20 protein-coding genes and 5 tRNA genes are annotated in these 23069 nt (G+C 50.3%); 22 read left to right on the top strand and 3 right to left on the bottom strand.

The features are described 5' to 3' along the window. Positions 1-47: 47 nt before the first annotated feature. The 14 genes from M3194_RS18725 (at position 48) to M3194_RS18660 (ending at position 11544) form a co-directional block, all read left to right on the top strand. A complete protein-coding gene (locus M3194_RS18725) occupies positions 48-509 on the top strand; it encodes a SprT family protein (RefSeq protein WP_251655710.1) in 462 nt (153 codons plus the stop codon). Between the two features lie 88 nt (positions 510-597). Then, positions 598-673, top strand: a tRNA-Asn gene (locus tag M3194_RS18720). A 1-nt stretch (position 674) separates the two neighbouring features. After that, a tRNA-Ser gene (locus tag M3194_RS18715) sits at positions 675-765 on the top strand. Between the two features lie 60 nt (positions 766-825). Further along, positions 826-900, top strand: a tRNA-Glu gene (locus M3194_RS18710). A 47-nt stretch (positions 901-947) separates the two neighbouring features. Then, positions 948-1023: transfer RNA gene (locus M3194_RS18705), tRNA-Lys, on the top strand. 46 nt (positions 1024-1069) lie between these two features. Beyond that, positions 1070-1155 (top strand) — tRNA-Leu (locus M3194_RS18700). A 151-nt stretch (positions 1156-1306) separates the two neighbouring features. After that, on the top strand, positions 1307-1999 hold the full coding sequence (locus M3194_RS18695; RefSeq protein WP_251655595.1) for a response regulator transcription factor: 693 nt from the start codon (positions 1307-1309) through the stop codon (positions 1997-1999). After that, on the top strand, positions 1996-3522 hold the full coding sequence (locus M3194_RS18690; RefSeq protein WP_251655594.1) for a HAMP domain-containing sensor histidine kinase: 1527 nt from the start codon (positions 1996-1998) through the stop codon (positions 3520-3522). The genes M3194_RS18695 and M3194_RS18690 overlap by 4 nt, the downstream gene beginning before the upstream one ends. A 151-nt stretch (positions 3523-3673) precedes the next feature. After that, on the top strand, positions 3674-4804 hold the full coding sequence (locus tag M3194_RS18685; protein ID WP_251655593.1) for a TolB family protein: 1131 nt from the start codon (positions 3674-3676) through the stop codon (positions 4802-4804). A 337-nt stretch (positions 4805-5141) separates the two neighbouring features. Beyond that, positions 5142-6227: a stalk domain-containing protein gene (locus M3194_RS18680; protein ID WP_251655592.1), complete on the top strand. Its 1086-nt coding sequence runs from the start codon at positions 5142-5144 to the stop codon at positions 6225-6227. Positions 6228-6356: 129 nt separating this feature from the next. Further along, complete coding sequence (locus M3194_RS18675; protein WP_251655591.1) at positions 6357-7838, top strand: copper amine oxidase N-terminal domain-containing protein; 1482 nt, start codon at positions 6357-6359, stop codon at positions 7836-7838. Between the two features lie 249 nt (positions 7839-8087). Continuing rightward, the gene (locus M3194_RS18670) at positions 8088-9569 is read left to right on the top strand and encodes a copper amine oxidase N-terminal domain-containing protein (RefSeq protein WP_251655590.1); all 1482 of its coding nucleotides are present in this window, start codon (positions 8088-8090) and stop codon (positions 9567-9569) included. 168 nt (positions 9570-9737) lie between these two features. After that, on the top strand, positions 9738-10595 hold the full coding sequence (locus tag M3194_RS18665; RefSeq protein ID WP_251655589.1) for a polysaccharide deacetylase family protein: 858 nt from the start codon (positions 9738-9740) through the stop codon (positions 10593-10595). An 82-nt stretch (positions 10596-10677) separates the two neighbouring features. Beyond that, positions 10678-11544, top strand: coding sequence for a fumarylacetoacetate hydrolase family protein (locus M3194_RS18660; RefSeq protein ID WP_251655588.1), 867 nt, complete (start codon positions 10678-10680; stop codon positions 11542-11544). Between the two features lie 36 nt (positions 11545-11580). Here M3194_RS18660 and M3194_RS18655 read toward each other — a convergent pair whose 3' ends face one another. Further along, positions 11581-12438, bottom strand: coding sequence for a helix-turn-helix transcriptional regulator (locus tag M3194_RS18655; protein WP_251655587.1), 858 nt, complete (start codon positions 12436-12438; stop codon positions 11581-11583). A gap of 187 nt (positions 12439-12625) precedes the next feature. On the opposite strand from M3194_RS18655, the gene fabF reads away from it, so the two are divergent. Next, positions 12626-13864, top strand: a complete 1239-nt coding sequence (fabF, locus tag M3194_RS18650; RefSeq protein WP_251655586.1) for a beta-ketoacyl-ACP synthase II — start codon at positions 12626-12628, stop codon at positions 13862-13864. Here fabF and M3194_RS18645 read toward each other — a convergent pair. Together M3194_RS18645 and M3194_RS18640 are read right to left on the bottom strand one after the other, a co-directional pair. Further along, entirely contained in the window at positions 13808-14674 is an 867-nt protein-coding gene (locus tag M3194_RS18645) for a WYL domain-containing protein (RefSeq protein ID WP_251655585.1), read from the bottom strand. The two genes, fabF and M3194_RS18645, sit on opposite strands and share 57 nt — an antisense overlap. Further along, a complete protein-coding gene (locus tag M3194_RS18640; protein ID WP_251655584.1) occupies positions 14625-15977 on the bottom strand; it encodes a helix-turn-helix transcriptional regulator in 1353 nt (450 codons plus the stop codon). Before M3194_RS18640 ends, M3194_RS18645 begins: the two co-directional genes overlap by 50 nt. Positions 15978-16704: 727 nt before the next feature. On the opposite strand from M3194_RS18640, the gene M3194_RS18635 reads away from it, so the two are divergent. The 7 genes from M3194_RS18635 to M3194_RS18605 all read left to right on the top strand — a co-directional run bounded on the left by M3194_RS18635 (position 16705) and on the right by M3194_RS18605 (position 23024). After that, positions 16705-17823, top strand: a complete 1119-nt coding sequence (locus tag M3194_RS18635) for a slipin family protein (protein WP_251655583.1) — start codon at positions 16705-16707, stop codon at positions 17821-17823. Between the two features lie 13 nt (positions 17824-17836). After that, a complete protein-coding gene (locus M3194_RS18630; protein WP_251655709.1) occupies positions 17837-18634 on the top strand; it encodes a nucleotidyltransferase domain-containing protein in 798 nt (265 codons plus the stop codon). A gap of 26 nt (positions 18635-18660) precedes the next feature. Continuing rightward, a complete protein-coding gene (locus tag M3194_RS18625) occupies positions 18661-20340 on the top strand; it encodes a GAF domain-containing sensor histidine kinase (protein ID WP_251655582.1) in 1680 nt (559 codons plus the stop codon). Next, positions 20337-21014, top strand: coding sequence for a response regulator (locus tag M3194_RS18620; RefSeq protein WP_251655581.1), 678 nt, complete (start codon positions 20337-20339; stop codon positions 21012-21014). Before M3194_RS18625 ends, M3194_RS18620 begins: the two co-directional genes overlap by 4 nt. A 166-nt stretch (positions 21015-21180) precedes the next feature. Next, positions 21181-21804 (top strand): FMN-dependent NADH-azoreductase, encoded by a 624-nt coding sequence (locus M3194_RS18615; RefSeq protein WP_251655580.1) that lies wholly within the window; start codon positions 21181-21183, stop codon positions 21802-21804. Between the two features lie 172 nt (positions 21805-21976). Further along, positions 21977-22138, top strand: coding sequence for a hypothetical protein (locus M3194_RS18610; RefSeq protein ID WP_251655579.1), 162 nt, complete (start codon positions 21977-21979; stop codon positions 22136-22138). A 139-nt stretch (positions 22139-22277) separates the two neighbouring features. Continuing rightward, positions 22278-23024, top strand: a complete 747-nt coding sequence (locus tag M3194_RS18605; RefSeq protein ID WP_251655578.1) for a peptidoglycan recognition protein family protein — start codon at positions 22278-22280, stop codon at positions 23022-23024. Positions 23025-23069 lie beyond the last annotated feature (45 nt).

The following is a 23069-nucleotide window of genomic DNA, read 5'->3' as shown; positions in this document are numbered from 1 at the left end:
ATCGCTTTAAAATTCAAGTAGTGGGGGCGAATACAATGACAATAACAATGAATGATCAAATGCTGCAGCAGTGGGTGGAGCGCGTATCGCTCGAAAGCTTTGGAAGACCGTTTCTTCATCAGGCAACCTTTAACCGTCGGCTGAAGGCAACCGGCGGACGTTATTTTACGAAGTCGCATCATATCGAGATCAGTCCGCATCAGCTTGAAGCGTTTGGCGAAGAAGAGACCGAAAAGATTATTAAGCATGAGCTATGCCATTATCATCTTCATATTATGAAGAGAGGGTATCAGCACCGGGATGAAGATTTCAAGAAACTGCTCGCTTATGTCGGCGGATCCCGTTACTGCCAATCGCTTCCGGAGAGGGCTGCAAAGGCGCCAACTCCTTATAAGTACAAGCTTGTATGCCATAGCTGCGGTACCGAATATCCGCGTAAAAGAAGGCTTGATCCAGCCCGTTACGCATGCGGAAAATGCCGCGGAAAACTTTTTTTAAAAAACGCTTGACCTTCCGAAATGAGCGTGATATATTATTACTTGTCGCCGCGGTGAACAAGCGGTCGAAACGAAAGAAAAAAGCAAGTGATTAAAGTATTCCCTGATAGCTCAGTTGGTAGAGCACTCGACTGTTAATCGAGTTGTCACAGGTTCGAGTCCTGTTCGGGGAGCCATGGAGAGATACCCAAGTGGCTCAAGGGGACCCTCTGCTAAGGGGTTAGACTGCGTAAGTGGTGCGAGGGTTCGAATCCCTCTCTCTCCGCCATAATTTTCTTGGTGGATATGTCGCTCGAGAGAGATGACGATAGGAACAAGAAGTAAGTAAGGCCCGTTGGTCAAGGGGTTAAGACACCTCCCTTTCACGGAGGTAACAGGGGTTCGAATCCCCTACGGGTCACCATTTTCCATGAGTGAAGCAAGCTCTCAAGAGTTCGTTTTACAACATGAGAGCCATTAGCTCAGTTGGTAGAGCACCTGACTTTTAATCAGGGTGTCGAAGGTTCGAGTCCTTCATGGCTCACCATTTACTTTCTCCTCAAAGTAAAATGGTATGAAGGAAATTAAAATGTGCGGTAGTGGTGGAATGGCAGACACGCTATCTTGAGGGGGTAGTGGGCGTACGCCCGTGGAGGTTCGAGTCCTCTCTACCGCACCATAACTTAAATGATCCAATCCCTTACGTTGTAAGGGATTTTTTTATTTTCCCTTTAATTTTTTGGACTTTGGAAGAAGCGCGGCTATAATGATAAGAATACGGAATATCTTCTGTCTGTTATAAGGTTTGCATGATAAGGAGTGATAACGGCATGATTAAAGTGCTGGTTGTAGATGATGAAGTCAGTATTTCCAGCGCGATAGCCTATGCGCTGCAGCGCGAAGAATACACGGTGGAGACAGCCGGGGATGGACTGGAGGCGCTCGAGAAGCTTGCTTCGTTCAAGCCGGACGTGATGGTACTGGACGTCATGATGCCCAAGATGAACGGTTATGAGGTATGCAGAAAGCTGGATGCGGACAATAGACCCGCGGTAATGCTGCTCACCGTTAAGAACGATATTGTGGATAAAGTGCTTGGCCTTGAGCTTGGCGCCGACGATTATATGACCAAACCGTTTGATATTCGGGAAGTGGTCGCGCGGGTAAAGGCTTTACATAGACGTCGCCAGATTGAAGCGCCGGAACAGGAAGCGGACAAAGAAGGAAAGCTTGAGCTTGGAGGGATAAGCATTGAGCTGCTCAGCCGCACGGTCAAGATTGACGGTCAGATCGCGGAATTGACGCCGAAGGAATTTGATTTGCTGGCGCTGCTTGCCAAGCATCCGGATCGGGTATATACCCGGGAGGCCCTGCTCGAGCAGGTGTGGGATATGGATTTTGCGGGCGGAACGCGCACGGTGGACATTCATGTTCAACGGCTGCGCAAGAAGCTTGGCGAGTGGCAGGGATTGATTCAGACCGTATACGGTATCGGCTATAAAAGCACGAGGACGAACGCATGACCCGATCAGCCGTATCCCGGCCTAGGTTCAGGATCGGTCTGAAAGGCAAGATTACCTTGTTTCTCGCTCTGCTGCTCGCTTTTGTTGTCGTGCTGCTCAGCACGCTGGTGCTTGCGGGTATTCGCGAGGATCAGCAGAGAAGGATGGAACAAAGCTTCGCCCAGCTGGCGAATTCCGCAAATCTGCGCGTCCGCGCGGAATATCTGACCGGTGAACGGGTATCGCCGGCTGAATTCATGGAACGCAACGCTCAAAGCCTGGCGGTAGATCTAGGCGGACAAAGCGGAATGGCGGTTACGTTGTATAATGCTGACGGGGTGTTTGCCGGGACTTCGCTGCCGGTTCAGCCCGTGACCGATGCTAAGGATGCTCTTGCTCATACGGCCAAAGGTCAAGCGGCGTATATTACTCTCGGCAATCAGATTTTGTATCTGGCACCGCTCTACAATGCCGATCAATTTCTTGGTACCGTACAGTTCCACGGCTCTCTTGTAGAACAAAGAATGTTCTATCGTCATATCCGCGACTTGTTTGTTGGGACGGGAGCTGCCGTATTGGCAGCGGGCCTGCTGCTCGGTTATCTGTACGTGTGGAGGCAAGCGCATACCCTTGGCAAGCTGAATCAGGCTGCCAGGGATATTGGGGAGGGCCGTTATCTGGACAAGCCGCCCGTCCGAAGGCAGGATGAAATCGGCGAGTTGGCGGAAGGAATTTACGATATGAGCGGGAGCATTGCTTCTTATGTGAATGAGTTAAACGAAGAGAAGCAGAAGCTGCTAACGGCTATCCAGCGGCTGCAGGAGCTGGAGCAGCAACAGAAGCAATTTATCGGCAATATCAGCCACGAACTAAAAACTCCGTTGACCTCCATTCTGGCGTATTCCGATCTTCTCGGTATGTATAGCGACGATCCGGTTCTGCTGCAGAATGCCCGGACCCAGATCAGCAAGGAAGCGGAGCGTTTGTATGGGTTGATTGAGAAGGCGCTTCAGCTCTCATCGATGGATATTTATGATTTTGAGACCAATGCCGCCACGTTTGATGTGAAGCCGGTGCTGGAGGAAGCTTTAGACCGTCTGCATATTAAGGCGGAGAAACGGGAAATCTCATTGTCTGCCGATTTGATGAATGACCAGGTATGGGCGGATCAGGATAACCTTATGCATATGGTCACGAATTTGCTTAGTAATGCCATAAAATATAACCGTCCCGGGGGATGGGTACGGCTATCCAATCGTTCGGAAACGTTAGCCGACGGTGAACGCCGCGTTATTATCGAGGTCGCGGATAACGGCATCGGGATACCCGAAGAGCTTCAGAACCGAATTTTTGATCCGTTCTTTACGGTGAGCGATGACCGCTCGCGTGAAACCGGCGGCACGGGACTAGGGCTGGCCTTGGTTAGAAGCCTCGCCGAGAAACAGCATGGCTCCATCAAACTGGCCGAATCAGGACCCGAGGGCTCCAGATTCGTCATATCTCTTCCCGGAGAGCCCATAGGCATAGGTACGCAAGAAAATTGAACTACAGCCTGGACTTGGCATGGTCCGGGTTGTTTGTTTTTTTTGGGTATCCTATATAAAAGTTGTTACAACTTGGATACAATTCAGATATGTTTTTGATATAAGGGCCTTCTATACTTAGAAAAACAGGTTAAGTCCAGGGGGAGTAACAATGAAACCGTTCATCAAATTAGGCGCCGTGCTTTCGCTGGCAGCAGCACTAGCGGCGTGTTCCTCTATTCCAAATAATGATCTCGCCAATAGTGGCAATAATTCCAACAAAAAAGGAGAATTGACGGTTGTAAAAGGCCCGGCTCAGAAGCCGAACCAGGATATTGTGGTACAAAGCATTCACCGGTTCGAAGGAGCAAGCATGGAGAAATGGCTGTCCGATGATCTGGTGCAGCTCATGTACACCAAGCTCGTCAAGCAGGCTACGGCCACCGAAGAGGCTCAATACGAATACAGTAATGTGAGCGTTGACCTAAGCAATAACGAGGAGAAATCGGCTGCCGAGCCGGTGAAAGAAGTTGAAAAGGTCGTGAAGGAGCAGACGTCTCCGGACGGAAAATATGTATTTATCCAGCAGTGGAAGGATAAATATACGGCACGTAACTTTATTAAGGAAATCAGCACGGGGAATACGACGGAAGTTAAGGGCAGCAACTATTTGGAGAACGGCGGCTGGCTGAATAATACGACTTATATTCTTGCCGCAGGCTCGATGAACGGGCTTGGCGATATCCGCCAGATTACGGTGGACGGAACAGTGACGCAGCTGAAGCTTGAGGATCCGGCCATGGCCGGTCAGTATTTTACGAATTTTGGAGCGGGGCAAGGGTATATTTATTACACCGATAACAAACAGACTTTGAAGCAATTTACGCCTAACGATCCGCAGCCAACCGAGCTCGTCAAAAACGCGTTGAAGTTCCAGGTGTCGCCAAATGGCAAGCACCTGGCCGTTGAAATTCAGAAGGTTGCGGGGAAAGCCGGAAGCGAGCTTCGCATATTCGATTCAAACGGAAGCGCGGAAGGGCTGTCTATTGCAAAAGGCGATCTGATTCCTTATATCGTATGGTCCCCTGATTCCTCGAAGCTGGCGGCAGCCGTGTACACCGAGAATCAGAGCGGGATGAACGGGGTTTATATTTTTGATTCGGCAACCGGCAAGATATCGCCGATCGGACCAAGTTATTTTCCGCAATATCCGCTTAGCTGGAATCCTTCGGGTACGCGTCTTGGCATAACGGTCGCAGACAAAGATGGTATGCCCGTTACTCATATTGTAGACTTCCAATAGAAAAACCTTAATGAATCCGGATCATTTGATCCGGATTTTTTTTGTCTGAATAAGTGTTACATATCCGATACAAGCCCGATATGTTTTGGAGATATCGGCTTATTATACTGAGTTCATCAACAAGAACAACGCATCAATGAAGGAGAGGGCAACATGAGTTGAACATCATTGAATAAGGCGTCGCGCAATGTTTACAGGTTCGATACAAGGCGGAGACGGTTTAGAAATATCGCCTCTATATACTGAAGTCAGTAAGGAGCTTCAAACAAACACAAACGGGTTATTAGAAGTCAGTAGATAAAAAATAAAAAATGAGCGTTAAAGGAGATAAACGAAAATGAACAAAAACATGAAAAGAACAGTTGCTACGATGATGATCGCAGGGATGACCTTTTCCGGAGCGGCAGGGGTATTTGCCGGAACGAATATGCAGAAGATTGACGCGTTTCTGAATCACAGCATTGGTTTCAAAATCAACGGCAGCACGTATATCCCTAAGGATGAGAACGGCAATAAGCTTGCGCCTATCACGTATCATGACACTACTTATTTGCCGGTTCGCGCGCTCTCTAACGCGCTGAATACGCCAATTCAATATGACGGCAAAACCAACACGATCTATATTGGAACAAGCTCAACGGAGCAGTGGGTATTGACGAACTACACAGAAGCTCAACTTGATGACATTAAGAAAGCATTTGCCGGCTTTGACGGATTCGAAACGGCTTATGCCCCGCAAATCATGATCAAAGGCGATGCTTTGCAAAAGGCAGCGGCTACCGCAGACGGCGTGAACCTGCTGTTCAAGAATATGACGGTTAATGTATCTCCTCGTGATTATTCCCATGATTATGACGGTACAACCGTAATCTTAACGAATGGCGTAAAAGCAAAATGGTATAAGCAAGGCGATACAGCGTTGATGACCGTCAAATTGGATGATCGTTATGTAACCGTAAGCTCCCCAGGCGGAAAGCTGAGCAAGGCGCAGCTGGAAAAAGTAGCGGTAAGCGTAACAAAAGTAGGCTCTGCTCAAACGGATCTGGCAAAGGTAACGTATACAGCAGCTCAGTCAAAAGCGATTAAAGAAGAGTTTGCAAAGTTTGATGGCTTTACAACCGCATATGCGCCTACAAAAATGGCCAAAGATGATGCGTTTCAAAAAGTGGCAAGCGGAGATTCGGTGATCTTCTGGTTCAAGCACATGAACGTTCAAATCTCGCCCCGTGATTACTCGTATGGCTATGACAGCACGAATGTAACGCTGCCAAACGGCGTGAAAGCAAAATGGTTTAAGCAAAGCGATACAGCGATGCTGACTTTACAGATCGACGACCGTTATGTAACGATCAGCTCGGCAGATAAAAGTCTGAGCAATATTCAGATCGAGCAAATCGCTACAGGCGTCGTTAAAATGAAATAACGCATCACAATGTTTACAGGTTCGTTACAAGCCGGATATGGTTTCGAGATATCGCCTCTATATACTGAAGTCAGTAAGAGCTTCAAATAAAACACCAACAAAAAACCTACTCTAAAGGAGATCATAAAAATGAACAAAAACGTGAAAAGAACAGTAGCAACAATGATGATCGCGGGGATGACCGTCTCTGGCGCAGCCGGGGTGTATGCCGGAACAAACATGGAGAAGATTAGTGCGTTTCTGAATCACAGCATCGGCTTTAAAATTAATGGCAGCACGTATATCCCTAAAGACGAGAACGGCAATAAGCTTTCGCCAATCACTTACCATGACACAACTTACCTGCCGGTTCGCGCCTTGTCTAACGCGCTGAATACGCCAATCCAATATGACAGCAAAACAAATACGATCTACATTGGAACAAGCACAACGGATCAATGGGTACTGACGAACTACACGGCAGCTCAGCTGGACGAAATCAAGCAAGCATTTGCGGGCTTTGACGGCTTCGAAACGGCTTATGCTCCGCAAATCATGATCAAAGGGGATGCCCTGCAAAAGGTTGCGGCTACGGCAGACGGCGTGAACCTGCTCTTCAAGAACATGACGGTCAACGTATCGCCGCGCGATTACTCCCATGACTATGACGGCACAGCCGTAACCCTGCCGAATGGATTAACAGGCAAATGGTATAAACCGGGCGATACTGCAATGCTTTCGGTAAAAGTAGATGACCGTTATGTAACGGTAAGCTCCCCGGATGGTAAGCTGAGCAATTCCCAGCTGGAAAAAGTAGCGACTACGGTAACGAAAGTAGGCGCTGTCCAAACAGATCTGGTACAGGTGGTTTATACAGCAGCACAACTTGACGAGCTCAAGAAAGCATTTGCGGGCTTTGACGGCTTCGAGACTGCTTATGCACCGCAAATGATGATTAAAGGCGACGTTCTGCAAAAAACAGTAGCTACGGCAGACGGCGTGAACATTGTTTTCGAGAATATGACCGTGAACGTATCGCCGCGTGATTACTCCCATGACTATGACGGCAAATCGGTAACTTTATCGAATGGCGCAAAAGCAAAGTGGTACAAAGTTGGAGATACTCCGATGCTGACGTTAAAAGTGGATGACCGTTATGTAACGCTAAGCTCTCCAAATGCAAATCTGACGCAAGCGCGGCTGGAGAAAGTAGCCGTGACGGTAGCAAAAGTAGGCGCTGTACAATCCGACTTGGCAAAAGTAACCTATACGTCAGCTCAATCCAATGCGATTAAAGACGAATTCGCTAAATTCGACGGGTTTACAACGGCTTACGCCCCAACGTTAATGATCAAAGACGATGCTTTCCAAAAAGTAGCGGGCGGAGACTCGGTTAACTTCTTCTTCAAACACATGAATGTTAAAATCTCGCCGCGCGACTACTCGGTTGGTTATGACAGCACAAATGTAACGCTGCCAAACGGCGTGAAAGCAAAATGGTTTACGCCTAGCGATACGGCTACGCTGAGCTTCCAAATTGACGACCGTTATGTAACGATCAGCTCCGCGGACAAAAGCCTGACCAAAGCGCAAGTCGAGCAAATTGCAACAGGCGTAGCTAAATTGAAATAAGGACTTATAAGCTCCCGGTACGGCTATTATGGCTGTGCCGGGAGTTTTTTATATCCTCGGATTGGCCAAATGTTTACAGGTTCGTTACAAGCTCGAAATTAGTTGGAGATATCCTCTCTCTATAATGAAGTTTGTAAGGAGCTTCAAACAACACACAGACAGAAGCGACAAAGAGATAAAAAGGTTAGAGATAAGGTTAGAGGTTAGAAAAATACTTAAAACAAAAACAATCTAAAGGAGTTCATAAAAATGAACAAAAACGTGAAAAGAACAGTAGCAACAATGATGATCGCGGGGATGACCGTTTCTGGTGCAGCCGGGGTATATGCCGGAACAAACATGGAGAAGATTAGTGCGTTTCTGAATCACAGCATTGGCTTTAAAATTAACGGCAGCACATATATCCCTAAAGACGAGAACGGCAATAAGCTTGCGCCAATCACTTATCATGACACGACTTATCTGCCGGTTCGCGCGCTCTCCAATGCACTGAATACGCCAATCCAATATGACAGCAAAACAAATACAATCTACATTGGAACAAGCACAACCGATCAATGGGTATTGACGAACTACACGGCGGCTCAGCTCGAAGCCATCAAGAATGCATTTGCCGGCTTTGAAGGCTTCGAAACGGCTTATGCTCCGCAAATGATGATCAAAGGCGATGCTCTGGACAAGGTAGCAGCAACCGGAGACGGCGTGAACCTGTTCTTCAAGAACATGACAGTTAACGTATCGCCGCGCGATTACTCGCATGACTATGAGGGTACAAACGTAACGTTATCGAACGGCGCAACGGGCAAATGGTATACGCAAGGCAAAACTTCAATGCTGACTGTAAAAGTAGATGACCGTTATGTAACCGTAAGCTCCGCCAATGGGAAGTTAAGCAAAGCACAGCTTGAAAAAGCAGCAGTAAGCGTAACAAAAGTAGGCGCTGTTCAAACGGATCTGGTAACGGTATCGTACACAGCTGCTCAACTGGATGAGCTTAAGAATGCATTTGCCGGCTTTGAAGGCTTCGAAGCGGCTTACGCACCGCAAAAAATGATCAATGGCGACGCTTTGCAAAAATCTGCGGCTACGGCAGACGGCGTAAACCTGCTCTTCAAGAACATGACGGTAAACGTATCGCCGCGCGACTACTCGTTTGACTACGAAGGTACGACTGTAACCTTGTCGAACGGCGTAAAAGCAAAATGGTACAAACCAAGCGACACGGCGATGCTGACAGTAAAAGTAGATGATCGTTATGTAACGCTGAGCTCCCCGAACGCTAAGCTTACCAATGCTCAACTGGAGAAAGTAGCGGTAACCGTAGCGAAAGTGGGAGCTGCCCAAACCGATCTGACAACTGTAACGTTTACAGCTGCCCAAACGAAAGAGATTAAAGACGAATTCGCGAAGTTCGATGGCTTCACAACGGCTTATGCGCCAACAAAAATGGCCAAAGACGATACTTTCCAAAAAGTAGCGGGTGGAGATTCGGTTAATTTCTGGTTCAAGCACATGAACGTTCAAATCTCGCCGCGCGACTACTCGGTAGGTTATGACAGCACGAACGTAACGCTGCCAAACGGCGTGAAAGCAAAATGGTTTACGCCAAGCGATACGGCTATGCTGAGCTTCCAAATTGACGACCGTTATGTAACGATCAGCTCCGCGGACAAAAGCTTGACGAAAGCTCAAATCGAGCAAATCGCAACGGGCGTAGCTAAATTGAAATAAGGCTTTAAGAACTCCCGGTACAGCCGCTCCAGCTGAACCGGGAGTTTTTTTGTTTACAGGAAATTTGTTTACAGCTTCGTTACAAGGCGGACATGGTTTGGAGATAACGCCTCTCTATACTGAAGCCAGTAAGGAACTTTAAACAAACATCCGTAGGAGGAATAAGTTGTGAGAGTAAAAGTGATTGCCGCACTCCTCGTCATCGCCATCGCGATCACTTGGCCGGTGTCCCACTACCAGCTTAATGCTGCTAATAACAAACCCGTACATTATAAGAACAAGGTTATTGTCCTTATGTATCATCATATTGACGGGAAGGAAAGCGAAGCGACGATTTCCCCCGGCCGGTTCGGCACCCAAATGAAGCTTCTGAAGGAGAACGGCTATCATGTCATCAGCACGGAACAGTTAGCGGACTTTATGAAGCATAAAGCCAAGGTACCGGACAATGCGGTCGTCATTACCTTTGATGACGGCTACGAAAGCTTTGACCAATATGCGGTTCCGATTTTGAAAAAATACAATTTTACCGCTACTCACTTTATCATCGGATCGAGCAGCGACAAGCAGAATGTTCAAACGAAGCATTTGACCTGGGATACCATGCGCAGGCTTAAAGCCGAGGGCTTCAGCTTTTACAGCCATACGTACCATCAGCATGACTATGCTTCACTTGATAAAAAGAGCCATAAAACGGGACCTATGCTGGCCAGCCCCATCTATCTGAAGGACAAAGGCCGGGTTGAGACCAAAAAGGAATATCTGGCCCGCGTGGGGGCGGATGCTCGGCTGATGGAGAAACGTCTGAAGACAGAGCTGCATAACACGTACCAGATGATCGCTTTCCCGTACGGAGTCTTTAACCGGACAGCCAAGCAGCTGGAGAAAGAGGCGGGTGTGACGTTATTCTTCACAACTCAGCCGGGCATTAACAAGCCGGGTTCCGATGAAGTACTCCGGCTGAATGCCGGAACACCAACGCTCACGGGCAGCAAATTCCTGAGGATGATGAAGAGGTACGGATAATTTCTTTTGTTCCGCAGGACAAGCAGGGCTATAATAAGGAGGAATCTATTGTATATCATTGGCAGACCGGGAGGGCTTATTCGTGAAATTGGTCAACTTCAGGGAAAAGGAAGCTTCGGCTTCTTATCGATTGGGAGTACACACTGATAAAGGCATTGCAGATGCCGGCGATATCACCTTAAGCGGGTTATTGCAAGGCGGAGAAGCGGAATTCAACAGGCTCGGGCAATACCTTGCGGAGCATAAAGGAGAGCAGGTACGCTACTTGAAGGAGTCTGAGATTGTTTACGGTCCTTGCGTGCCTGAGCCGGGGAAAATCATCTGCATCGGTCTTAATTACCGCAAGCATGCGGAGGAGACAAACATGCCGCTGCCCGAATATCCTATTCTGTTCAGCAAGTTCAACAATGCGCTTGCCGCGCATGGCGAGGATGTGCCATTGCCAAAGTCGACGGAAAAGGTAGACTACGAAGCGGAGCTCGCCATTGTCATCGGACGTACGGCGAGAAATGTAACAGAGGACGAAGCGCTTGATTATGTATTTGGTTATTGTGCTTCCAACGACCTGTCCGCGCGTGATCTGCAGACGCGGACAAGCCAGTGGCTGGCCGGCAAATCCTGCGATAAATTCGCGCCTATCGGACCGTACCTCGTCTCCAAGGATGAGGTGGAAGATCCCAATGCCTTGCGGATCAGCTGCACCGTTAACGGAGAGGTGCGCCAGGACTCGAATACCTCGGATATGGTTTTTAACTGCAAGGAGCTCGTCAGTTATATTTCGCAGTGCATGACGTTGTCGCCCGGAGATATTATTCTTACCGGTACGCCGGAAGGCGTTGTGATGGGCTATCCGCCGGAGAAGCAAGTCTATCTGCAGGATGGCGATGTTGTCACGATCGAGATTGAGAAGCTGGGTGCATTAACGAACCGAATGATAACTGTACAATAATCATGCTGTCAAAAACCGTCTCTGCCTGGGAACAGGCTAGGACGGTTTTTTTGTCATGAGCTTGCTCAGCTTCTCCTCCGTATCGCTGTCCGGCGCCGGCGTATAGATGCTGCAGCGGAGATCCAATCCGCCCTGCAGCTGCAGGGAAGTCAGGTGGAAGAGCATTTTCCCCGCCTTCGCATGCCGGAATTCCAGGACAACCTCAGGCGCGGTACGCACCTCGCTTTGCTCCCATAGCTCCTGAAAATCAGGATGCAGCTCCTTCATTTCATTCAGAAACTGATCATACCAGTTATCCTCTACATATTGCCCATAATAAGCCCGGAAGATGGATAAGAAACCGCTCGCGAACTGCTTCCAATTAACGGCAAGGCGGCGAAGCTCCTGCCTTGTGAATAGCAGCTTGATCATATTGCGTTCCGATTCGGGGATCAGGGCAAAATCGACAAAGACATGCGCCGCGGCTTCATTCCAGCCAACGATCTGGCAGCGGCGGTCCGAAATGATCGATGGGCATTGCCTTAATTCCTGCAGGATTTTGCGTAACGGCGGGCTGACCGCATCGGGTGAGTAGGACGGCAGCTCAGCCGTGCCGGATGCTCCAGCCCCTGGCTCCATCGCAAGGCCGTGCAGATACTTGCGTTCATCATGCGTAAGGCGCAGGGCAGAAGCGATGGCATCCAGTACATTCGGAGAGGCTTGAATGTCCCGGCCTTGCTCCAGCCAGGTATACCAGGTTGTGCTTACGCCGGCTAGCGCGGCTACCTCTTCCCGCCTCAGGCCGGGCGTTCTTCTTCGGGTGCCGGGAGGAAAACCAACCTCCTCTGGGGTGAGCTTGGCCCGTTGGGCTTTAAGGAAACTCGAAAGCGCGGCGAGCCGCGTTTTATGATTCATGCCGGGTGGTGCCTCCTTATAAGATAATCCTGTTACTCATTATACTAGGATAAACGACAACTTGTAATAGGATACTTGCTGTGGCAACATGATTTAATATCAGGTACTAATTTTGAGGTATAACCACCTGAATAAGCGTAGTCTTATGCTGTTTGGGTGTTAATTCTTTATTAGGAGTGTTGAACCTATGGAACGCGTAGTTGTTACGGGAATGGGCGTTGTCTCGCCGCTCGGGAAAACGGTGGATGAAGTATGGTCTCGCATGAAACGCGGGGAATCTGGCATTTCGCGCATAGATGCTTTTGATACAGCACGGATGAAAACAAAAATAGCGGGGATCGTCTCTGATTTTGATCCGGAGGGGTTGTTTGGCCGCAAGGAAGCTAGAAAGATGGACCGCTTCGTGCAATTTGCCGTTGCCGCAGCGGATCAGGCGATTGCAAATTCGGGGCTTAAGCTGGAGGAGCTGGACCGGGATCGCGTTGGGGTTTATGTTGGTTCTGGAATCGGCGGATTAAGCACCTTAATGGAGCAGGATGAAATCCTGCGCAGCCGCGGACCTGAACGCGTAAGCCCGATGCTGGTGCCGATGATGATCGCAAATATGGCGGCAGCCTCGATCAGTATCAGGTACCAATTCACGGGACCAACCTTGGCTCCGGTTACCGCCTGCTCGATTGGGAATACGGCGATTGGCGAAGCGATGCGGCTCATTCGGCTTGGTCTGGCGGATGTCGTGATTGCAGGCGGAGCAGAGGCAGCCGTAAACGAGCTGTCGCTTGCAAGCTTTGGCAACGCGCAGGCTTTATCTTCCCGGAACGAGGATCCAACGAAGGCCAGCCGGCCGTTTGATCAACAGCGTGACGGTTTTGTAATGGCAGAGGGTGCAGGCATCGTGGTACTCGAGTCTTTGGCTCATGCGAAGAAGCGGGATGCGGAGATTTACGGCGAAGTGCTTGGCTATGGAGCAAGCTCCGATGCTTATCATATTGTCGCGACTCATCCTGAAGGGGCCGGAGCGCATACGGCGATGCGGACTGCTCTTGCGGATGCGGGGATCCGTCCAAGCGAAGTAGACATTATTAGCGCGCATGCAACAAGCACGGGGCTTGGGGACCGCTCGGAAGGCCAGGCTATCAGCCGGTTATTTGGCGAGGAGGCGGGCCGGATTGCCGTTACTGCGAACAAGTCGATGCTAGGTCATATGCTTGGCGCAGCGGGCGGCGTTGAAGCCATTGCCCTCATACAGAGTCTGCGTGAAGGAATTGTGCCGCCTACCATTAACCTGGAGCAGCTCGATCCGGAATGCGGTCTGTCCAATATTCCGACGACGGCACAATCCGCTTCGCTGCGCATCGGATTGTCCAACTCATTCGGCTTCGGCGGGCATAATGCCGTTATTGTGCTGAGCCGTTTCGATGGCTGATGGCGCATATCCGTAACGGGCCAATGATTTTTGCGCCGCTTCACGTAGCCGATACTTCATATAAGAATGGTCGGTAACACGCACGCGCAAGCCCAGAAAACGGAGCTTCGACAGCACGTATTCGGTTTCGTCGCCGAGAAACGTCAGCTTGATCGCGTAAGTATCGGCGGGTTCGTCATATTGAACCTGCTTATCAAAGCAGGAAAGAGCATACAGAATCCGGGACAATTCCCTGTTGTAAGCCGGAATGATTTCAATCGTGGCGTGCTGCGTGCGCTTTTCCAGCTGACTTGCGAGCGCAGCCGCCGCTTGATTGAAAAATTCCTCGCTTACCGGCATGTCTTCAACAAGGCGGATACTCCGCAATCTGGTCGTCATCAGCGAGCGGGTTCTCCGGTTGTACCAGAGCAAATACCACTCCTTTTTCACCATGGAGTATTCAAGCTTGTATGGAACTCCGGCTTGGCGGGGGAGCAGGGTACCGTCTTTTCGGGTATAGAGGAGCTGCATGCCGGATTTCTTCACAATCATTCTTCTAAGCGTTCCCATAAGCGGATGATAAAGCGAAGAAACGGTGCTGCCGGCCTTCTCTATTATGATGGTTCGAAAATGGCCGGAGCTAGGTTCATCCGACCCGCAGAGACATTGCCGAAGTCGATCCAGCGTCTCCGGTTCGATTGCGGAGGAAGCATCCGGATGCTCCAGCATCATCAGGAGCCAGCGGCGTTCCTGAGCGGTAACGGCAAGAGCGCCATGCTCATCAAGCTGTGCCATCATCCGGTAATTGAAGATTTTCTCGAACAGGTTCATAATAAGCCGCCAGCTCCTTCCATTCTTTAATGAATTCACGCCTTAATGATCCGGGTTCCAGTACTTCGCAGCTGGATCCAAAGCTGCGCAGCCAAGGCTTAATCTCCTGCGTGCCGTTGACCGTAATCTCGAACAGGAATGAGATCTCATCCTCCTCCGTAATAACGCCCCACTGCCCTTGCAGCTGCACCCGATCCTTAATGAAGTTTCTATTTCCCCCTTCGGGGTTGAAAAACCTTACCTTGACCGCAACCGGCCTTCCCATATCAACGAGCCAGCTGTATCTGGTGTTCCGCTCAAGCGCGGCAAGCTGTGTTACATACTCGTCCTCGGACACAAGTCCGCTTTCCTCCAGCTGGGTAATGCCCTCCATCCGGAAAATCGCAACGCCAGAACGGCCCGAGCTATGGCCAAGCAAATACCATCGTCCGTATTGATGATCGTAAGCGACCTTCAGCGGCAGTATTTCGGTAAGCCGGCCCTCGGATTGCTTAGCAAACATCGGATTTGTATTTTTGGATTGATAGCTCCGGTTGGATTTTGGCGTGAAGTAGTGGAAAGTCAGCCTCCGCCTGGCCTCAATAGCCTGCATGATCGTATAGAGATGCGCTTCGTCCAGAATGCGCGAATGATAATGGTACTTATATAAGAAGAGATCACTTGCCCCGTCCGGCAGATGCCGGCGCTTCATCGCTTTTTTCAGGCTGTCCCGCAGCAGATAGCCTTGGACGGAAGGAACCTGCGTATTGGCCATCACGTCTACAAAAGCGTACAGATCAGACAGCTCGTCGTCTGACAGCATGCTTACGAAATCATTATGCGCGGTATACTTCTGCGGTCTTCCGCCTGGAACCCGTCTTATCACGCCGGCCTGCTCCAAATATTTGAGATCGGAGCGGATGGTTTTCTCATCCGGAAGCGCAAGCTCCTCCGGCATTCCTTCGCTGCAGAGCTCAAGAAGCTCCAGCGAAGTAAGCGACTGCTCCTGCAGGGCGGCGATCAGTAGCGATAGACGGTAGCTCTCGGACTCTTTCAGTGACTTCGAGCGGAACAAGAACAGCAGCAGCGGGTCTGCCGATTCGTAATAGCTTGTTCGCAGCATGTCCGTTATCGCTTTGTTTTGTTCCTCTGCTGCTTGCTGCTGAACGGTTCCGGCAATATCCTTCAGGCGCCGGATGGTCTTGTCGAAGGTATGTACCGAGATGCCAAGCCGGTCGGCGAACTGCTGCCGGTTATAAGCGCCGCTTGTCAGCACCAGCATGCGCAGAAACTGGATTTCTTTATCAAAGCTTTCTTTAGCCACGGTCCGTAAGGCCCCTTTCAATTGGAAGAGGTAGTTAGCTTTATTGTAACTTGGGCGGGCCAAAGAGGATAGGTGGCAATTGGTTAAGCTTCTGTTTCCGAAGCAACTTTCTGGAGAAAAAGCTTTGCTTTTCCTCCAGAAAGTTTATGCTTCTGCTTCCGAAGCAATTTTCAACAGAAAAACAAGTGCGCTTTTTCTGTTGAAAATTTTGATTCGCCATACTTTTACCATGTTCCGGAAACGGAGCATCGATGATAATGAGGTTGTAAAGCAAACGGCCTGGCCGAACCGGGCAGGGATGTCGATGATTATCCCGCAGTACCGGTACAGTCTCTGTACGCGGTATGCTGTCGGATCGGGTACGCGTTTTACCCTATTGCGGAGGTTCGAATCCTCCACCGTCACTGGGCGACGTTCATGGTAGAGCGATGACTCGACTGCTAATCGAGATCAATCAAATTTAAAGTTCAAGTTGGTTGGGGAAATGCTCAGCAGGCTCTTACAGCTGCACCAAATGCCGGAGCTCTGCAATCCGCGGATACCGGACGGGAGACACCTGCATGAAAGGCCGCTGCCAAACGCATCGCAGGCAGATTGAAGCAAGAAAATCTGCCGCGGTGCCTTAGGAATCAGCCGGTATGAGGAAGGATGCCGTTCTTAAGCCGGATTCCGCTCCGGGCTTGGGAGCATTTTCGCCAATCAGCCCCAAATCAAAGGAGGTTATACTATGACTGCCTATATAAACAAGATTACGATACAAAGCGATCAGCGCGGATTGCTGTTTAAGGACGGAAGCTATGTACGGCTGCTTGGTCCGGGCAAACACCGCTTTCCCCTTTTCTCGAAAATGACGGTAACGGTTATGGACGTAATGAAGCCGTTTGTAGTGCCGGGCAAGGAGCTTGCGTTGTTCCTGCATGATGACAGACTGCTTGAGGAGCTTCATATAATCGATGTTGCCGATGATGAATATGTCCTTCATTATGAGGACGGCAGATGCAGCAGCGTGTTGAAGGCAGGGAAGCATGCTTACTGGAAGGCGGTTATCAAGCATACATTCACCCGTCTGAATACCCGGGATATCGAGCTGCCAGCAATATTAAACGCAGCCGATCTGATGAAGCTGAACTCGCTTTACAGCACCCACGAGGTGGCGGGACACGAGAAGGCCTTCCTTTTCTATGACAATGTGCTCCAAAGAGAGCTTGGCCCAGGGAAATACCGCTTCTGGCGCACGCCGGTTTCGATAACGGTACAGACGATGGATATGCGCCGCCAGCAGCTGGATCTGACGGGTCAGGAAATGATGACAGAGGATAAAGTCACGCTGCGCTTAAACTTTGTCAGCCAGTATATGATGAAGGACCCGCTGAAGGCGATGGAGATCAGAGGGTTCGAGGAGCAGCTGTATATTCAGCTTCAACTGATCCTGCGGGAATATGTAGGGACGATGAAGCTGGATGAGCTGCTTCGGACGAAGCAGGAGATCGGGGCTTTTGTGCTGGAGAGGCTTGCGGTCCGGAGCGGAGAGTACGGTGTCGCGTTTCTGAGCGCGGGCGTAAAGGACATTATCCTGCCCGGTGAAGTGAAGGACATTATGAACACGGTGCTTCTTGCGGAGAAAAAAGCGCAAGCTAATCTCATTACGCGGCGCGAAGAAACGGCCTCGACAAGAAGCCTGCTGAATACGGCGAAGCTGATGGATGAGAATGCCACGCTCTACCGCTTGAAGGAGCTCGAGTTCCTGGAGAAAATATGCGATAACGTCGGAAGCGTCTCCCTCACGGGAGGAGGCGATCTGGTTGAGCAGCTCAATCTGCTGCTTGGCGGAAAACGTTCGAGTTAGGGGAGTCAGCGTGATGGATGAGCATGACCGATTAAAAATAAAAGCCGAGCTCGCGCGCATAGAAGAGGAAGAGAATGTCCGCATCCTGTATGCCTGCGAGTCCGGCTCCCGGGCTTGGGGCTTTCCCTCGAAGGACAGCGATTACGACGTCCGCTTCCTCTATGTTCGTCCGGCGGAATGGTACTTATCGATTCGGGAGCGCCGGGATGTGATTGAACGCCCCATCAGCGGGATGCTGGATATTAACGGCTGGGATTTGCGCAAAGCGCTGGCACTGTTCAGCAAGTCGAACCCGCCTTTGCTGGAATGGCTGCGGTCGCCGATCCGCTACCTTGAGCCATACGCGATAGCTGAACGGATTCGAGCTTATTCCGCGGCAACCTTTTCGCCAAAGTCCTGCATGTTCCATTATCTCCATATGGCGAGGGGCAATTACCGGGAATATTTGCAGGGCGATACGGTCCGGGCGAAAAAATATTTCTACGTGCTCCGCCCGCTGCTCGCTTGCGGCTGGATCGAGAAATATCGTGAGATGCCGCCCGTTCCGTTCGAGGAGCTGGCTTGGGATCTCATTCCCGCTGACAGTGAGCTGTATGACATCATTCAGCGTCTGCTGGCCAGAAAACGCGCGGGAGACGAGCTTCGCATGGAGCCGCGTATCGGGCTGTTAAATGACTATTTGGAAGAACGAATCGATTATTTTGAACAGGCAGCCAAACAATTGGATGCGGCAGCAGGTGTGGCGGATGAACAGCTCGATGAACTTTTTAGGGATGCCCTGCTGGAGGCATGGGGAAAAGTAAGTGTATAATGGTGGTAGAAGAGGAGGGATGCCGGATGCCGAGGGATATTCGCGTCAGCGAGCTTACAGCGCTCAAAGAAATTGCGGAATTGCTTAACACAACCAATGATATGGATCAGATGCTGAATGACGTGCTGGTCAAGCTGCTTGAAGTGACCGATTTCACGACGGGCTGGATATTCTTAATTGATGATGACGTGCCGGGAAATACCTGTGCCGCCCATCATAACCTGCCTCCTGCCTTAACCGCCGGCAATTATGCGCTTATGTGCGGGGAAGACTGCTGGTGCGTCGAGCGATACCGCCAGCGCAAGCTTACCCATGCTGTTAATATTATTGAATGCAAACGGATTACGTATGCGGTAAGCCATCAGCTTGGAAGCACGGAAGGAATCACCCACCATGCAACGGTGCCGCTGAAGGCGGGCAAAGACCGGTTCGGGCTGCTGAATGTGGCGCAGGCTGGCAAGGAGCAGTTCAGTGAAGCGGAGCTTGCGATGCTGCAGGCTATCGCTCTCCAGATCGGAACGGCGATCAACCGGATTCGCCTGTATCAGACACAAGAACGGAATGCGATGCTGTATGCAAAGCTCGGAGATGTGATTCAGCGGATTAACGGGGTGCAGGATATCAATCAGCTGCCGATCAAGGCGGTGCAATATATTGGAGACGCCTTCGGCTGGCCGAATGTCTCCTTATTTATGTTTGACGGGCAGCAGCTATCCCTTAGCGCCTTGTATTCGAACGGTCAGGTCACGAAGGAATGGCAGTCGCTTGCTCCCGAGCTTGCAGGCCCGATCAGCACGGCCCTCCGGGATAATCGCATTGTCATTGAGTCCTCCTGCAACGAGGGCAACGCGCTAGACTCGGTAGGTATACCGCCATATCGTTCGGCAGCTGCCATTCCGCTTCGCGTCCGCAACCGTACGATTGGCGTTATATTTATCAGCAGTCCGGATCAGCGGCAATTCGACGAGCTGAATGAGGACTTTATGTATTCGCTTGGCGATCACTTTACGTTATGCGTGGAGAACCTGCGTATCTATGAGCACCGCAGCGAGCTGACGCGGATGGAGGAGCGGAACCGGATGGCCCGCGATTTGCATGATTCCGTCGTTCAGAAGGTATTCTCTTTAACCTTCCTCGCCAAAGGCGCGGAAAATGTGCTTGCCGGACGCGATCCGGTCGTGCAGCGGTCGCTTAACGAAATTCAGCAGCTATCGCAGGAGGCGCTCAAGGAGATGCGCACGCTCATCTGGCAGCTGCATCCGGCAGGACTTGAGAACGGACTGCTGCCGGCGCTTAAGCAATACGGGCAAGGGCTTAATCTGACGATTTATGATCGGACGGAAGGGGTGAAGGAGCTCCCGCGCGCGATTGAAGAAGCATTCTGGAGAATTGGCCAAGAGGCTTTGAATAATGTAAGGAAGCATTCTGGCACGGAGACCGCATATATCCGGCTGATCAAGCAGCAGGATGGGGCAGCCGTACTGGAGGTTAAGGACGAAGGCGCAGGCTTTCAGGTTGACCGGAAAAAAGGCCGTCAGACGATGGGAATGCGGTCGATGCGGGAGCGGGCGGAGGCGCTTGGCGGTTCATTAACGATTACAAACGGACGGGGAAGGCCGACGATTGTCAGAGCGATTATTCCGCTTGAATCGGTTCAGTCGCATTGCGCGGAAGAGAAGGGAAGCAGCGGTGATTACTTATTATGAAAATCAAAATTTTGCTTGTAGATGATCATCAAATCGTATTAAAGGGGATATCGTTCTTTCTCTCGATGCAGCCTGATTTCGAGTTGGTCGGGGAAGCGCATAACGGGCAAGAGGCCGTGGATAAGGCGGGAGAGCTTCAGCCGGACATCGTCCTGATGGATTTGAACATGCCGGTCATGGACGGAATTGAAGCCAGCGCCTTGATCAAGGAGCAGCATCCGCATATCAAGGTGCTGGTGCTGACCAGCTTTTCCGATCAGAGTCACATCGTACCCGCTCTGCAAACCGGCGCCATCGGTTATATGCTGAAGGATGTGGAGCCGGATCAGCTGGCAGAAGCCATTAGAAGCGCTTATAAGGGGAATATTCAGCTTCATCCGGATATATCCAAGGTGCTGCTCAGCCGCCCGGAGCCAGAGCAGAGGGTTGAACCGGTCAGACAGCAATCGAATATGGATAAGGCGCTTGACGCTTTGACGCCGAGGGAGCTTGAGGTATTGGAACTGCTGACGAAGGGGTTGAGCAACAAGGATATTGCCCAGACGCTTATTGTCGCGGAGAAGACGGTGAAGACGCATGTCAGCAGCATACTCAGCAAGCTGGATTTTACCGACCGCACGCAGGCAGCTCTGTTTGCGGCACCGCTCTTTCAGAATAGGGGGCAAATGGCGTAAGGTTCGGTCTCAGCCTAAAGTCGTAAGACCTCTCTCAGACTATTGTGCCGCCCGGTTTCGGCTTATTTTCCGTCTATTTGCCGATGATGGCGAGTGCAAAACTCTATAAGATAAAGGTAGTTACAAAAAGTTAACTACACATTATTTTATGGAGGGAATTAATAAGATGAGTACTGTATTGTTCGTAAAAGCAAATGACCGTGGAGATATTGCTGTCAGCGTAAAACTGTATGACGCTTTCCTGGCTAGCTATAAAGCAACACACCCGCAAGATACTGTAATTGAGCTGGACCTGTTCAACGAGGAACTGCCTTACCTGAATGCCAACCTGATCAACGGCGGCTTCAAAGCAGCTCAAGGCCTTGAGCTGACTGCAGAGGAGCAAGCAGCGGTAAACGTTGCCGACAAATACCTGAATCAATTTATCGCTGCGGACAAAGTCGTATTCGGCTTCCCGCTTTGGAACTTCACGATTCCGGCTGTTCTGCACACTTACATTGACTACCTGAACCGTGCGGGCAAAACATTCAAATATACAGCTGAAGGCCCGGTTGGTCTTCAAGGCGACAAAAAAGTGGCGCTCTTGAACGCTCGCGGCGGCGTATATTCCGAAGGTCCTTACGCTGCAGCTGAGATGTCCCTTAACTATGTGAAGAACATCATGGGCTTCTTCGGCGTAACAAACTTCGAAACGGTTATCGTTGAAGGTCATAACCAATTCAGCGACAAAGCGGAATCGATTATTGCTGAAGGCGTAGCGAAAGCTGAAAAAGTGGCAGCAAGCTTCTAATTTCGGTTAATTTCATAGCAAACTAGATAAAGTCCCACATTTTCCTTGTTCAAGGTAAAATGTGGGACTTTTCTCTCTAAATGCGACAAATTTTGACATGTCTCCGGTGCGGCAGTACAATAAATATAGGACTTTAGATACAGCTAGATGCTAGTGACGGAGAGGGTAGCTAATGAACAAAGAGTTTTTTGCGGAGATGAGAAAGATCAGCCACGAGGATGAGCTTCGATCAAAGCTGCTGCTTCATGGCGTGAAACGGATTTTGGAGGAGAAGCAGGAGAAGCGTAAGCGGGGCTTGCTCGGTTTTCTGAGAAGAAAAGATAACAACATATAAGGAAGTACATATATATATATGCAGCCAGGCGATTCGCCTGGCTGATTTTTTTTATCCTCCAGCACACAAACCATTTGAGCTTCTTCTCAGTATACATATAACTATGGACAGGAGATAAGCTTCAAAAGGAGTGATGCGCATGTTCGAGACGGTTCAAGTTGATATGATTCCGGCAGGCAGGGGCAATCGTCCCGGCACTCCGTTAAATGGCCCTTATTTTATTACAGTGCATGATACGGCCAATCCCGGAATTGGCGCAAATGCTCTCATGCACGCGAAGTATTTGAAAGGCGAAGCAGCGGAGGAGCTGCCCGTATCCTGGCATTTTACCGTTGACGATACGCGGGTTGTGCAGCATTTGCCGGTTAACGAGCATGGCTGGCATGCGGGAGACGGGAGTAACGGTGAAGGGAATCTAAGCTCCATAGGAATTGAGATTTGCGAGAACGCGGACGGTAACCGGGCTGAGGCAGAGGCGCGGGCCGCGCGGCTGATCGGGGATCTGCTCTATAAGCTGAAGCTCCCGATCGTAGCGGTTGTCCAGCATAACCATTGGAGCGGGAAAAACTGCCCGCATATCATCCGGGCGCGCAAAGACGGTTGGGAAGTATTTATGGATCGGGTCCGGACTCAATTCAATACTCACTTAGGGGAGGAAGACGTACCGATGACAGAAGCGGAGAGAAAGCAATTCAATGCCTTGGTGAAACGTGTAGCAGAACTGGAGGAGCAGCACAGCATGAAGGTGCCCGTTTGGGCCAAGCCGGCGGTAGACCGGGCCATTGCGCTGGGGCTTATTGATGCTCCTGCGGACGGCAACTCCCGGGACTTTTTCAGAATTCTGACGATCATGTACCGGCATGGATTATTGGATGACAATAAATAAGGAAAGCCCGGGTATTTGAACCCGGGCTTTTTTCTTTCCGATTAA

Source organism: Paenibacillus glycanilyticus, assembly GCF_023715145.1.
In the GTDB taxonomy this organism is placed as follows: domain Bacteria; phylum Bacillota; class Bacilli; order Paenibacillales; family Paenibacillaceae; genus Pristimantibacillus; species Pristimantibacillus glycanilyticus_A.
The sequence above is the reverse complement of the archived record's forward strand: the minus strand, read 5'-3'. Positions and strand labels throughout refer to the sequence as shown.

Bases quoted from the DNA above. Each gene is read 5' to 3' on its own strand.
- M3194_RS18670 (WP_251655590.1), top strand. From the start codon at position 8,088: ATGAACAAAAACGTGAAAAGAACAGTAGCAACAATGATGATCGCGGGG.
- M3194_RS18675 (WP_251655591.1), top strand. From the start codon at position 6,357: ATGAACAAAAACGTGAAAAGAACAGTAGCAACAATGATGATCGCGGGG.
- M3194_RS18620 (WP_251655581.1), top strand. From the start codon at position 20,337: ATGAAAATCAAAATTTTGCTTGTAGATGATCATCAAATCGTATTAAAG.
- M3194_RS18605 (WP_251655578.1), top strand. From the start codon at position 22,278: ATGTTCGAGACGGTTCAAGTTGATATGATTCCGGCAGGCAGGGGCAAT.
- M3194_RS18625 (WP_251655582.1), top strand. From the start codon at position 18,661: ATGCCGAGGGATATTCGCGTCAGCGAGCTTACAGCGCTCAAAGAAATT.
- M3194_RS18645 (WP_251655585.1), bottom strand. From the start codon at position 14,674: ATGAACCTGTTCGAGAAAATCTTCAATTACCGGATGATGGCACAGCTT.
- M3194_RS18680 (WP_251655592.1), top strand. From the start codon at position 5,142: ATGAACAAAAACATGAAAAGAACAGTTGCTACGATGATGATCGCAGGG.
- M3194_RS18635 (WP_251655583.1), top strand. From the start codon at position 16,705: ATGACTGCCTATATAAACAAGATTACGATACAAAGCGATCAGCGCGGA.
- M3194_RS18655 (WP_251655587.1), bottom strand. From the start codon at position 12,438: ATGAATCATAAAACGCGGCTCGCCGCGCTTTCGAGTTTCCTTAAAGCC.
- M3194_RS18610 (WP_251655579.1), top strand. From the start codon at position 21,977: ATGAACAAAGAGTTTTTTGCGGAGATGAGAAAGATCAGCCACGAGGAT.
- M3194_RS18685 (WP_251655593.1), top strand. From the start codon at position 3,674: ATGAAACCGTTCATCAAATTAGGCGCCGTGCTTTCGCTGGCAGCAGCA.
- M3194_RS18630 (WP_251655709.1), top strand. From the start codon at position 17,837: ATGGATGAGCATGACCGATTAAAAATAAAAGCCGAGCTCGCGCGCATA.
- M3194_RS18695 (WP_251655595.1), top strand. From the start codon at position 1,307: ATGATTAAAGTGCTGGTTGTAGATGATGAAGTCAGTATTTCCAGCGCG.
- fabF (WP_251655586.1), top strand. From the start codon at position 12,626: ATGGAACGCGTAGTTGTTACGGGAATGGGCGTTGTCTCGCCGCTCGGG.
- M3194_RS18690 (WP_251655594.1), top strand. From the start codon at position 1,996: ATGACCCGATCAGCCGTATCCCGGCCTAGGTTCAGGATCGGTCTGAAA.
- M3194_RS18615 (WP_251655580.1), top strand. From the start codon at position 21,181: ATGAGTACTGTATTGTTCGTAAAAGCAAATGACCGTGGAGATATTGCT.
- M3194_RS18725 (WP_251655710.1), top strand. From the start codon at position 48: ATGAATGATCAAATGCTGCAGCAGTGGGTGGAGCGCGTATCGCTCGAA.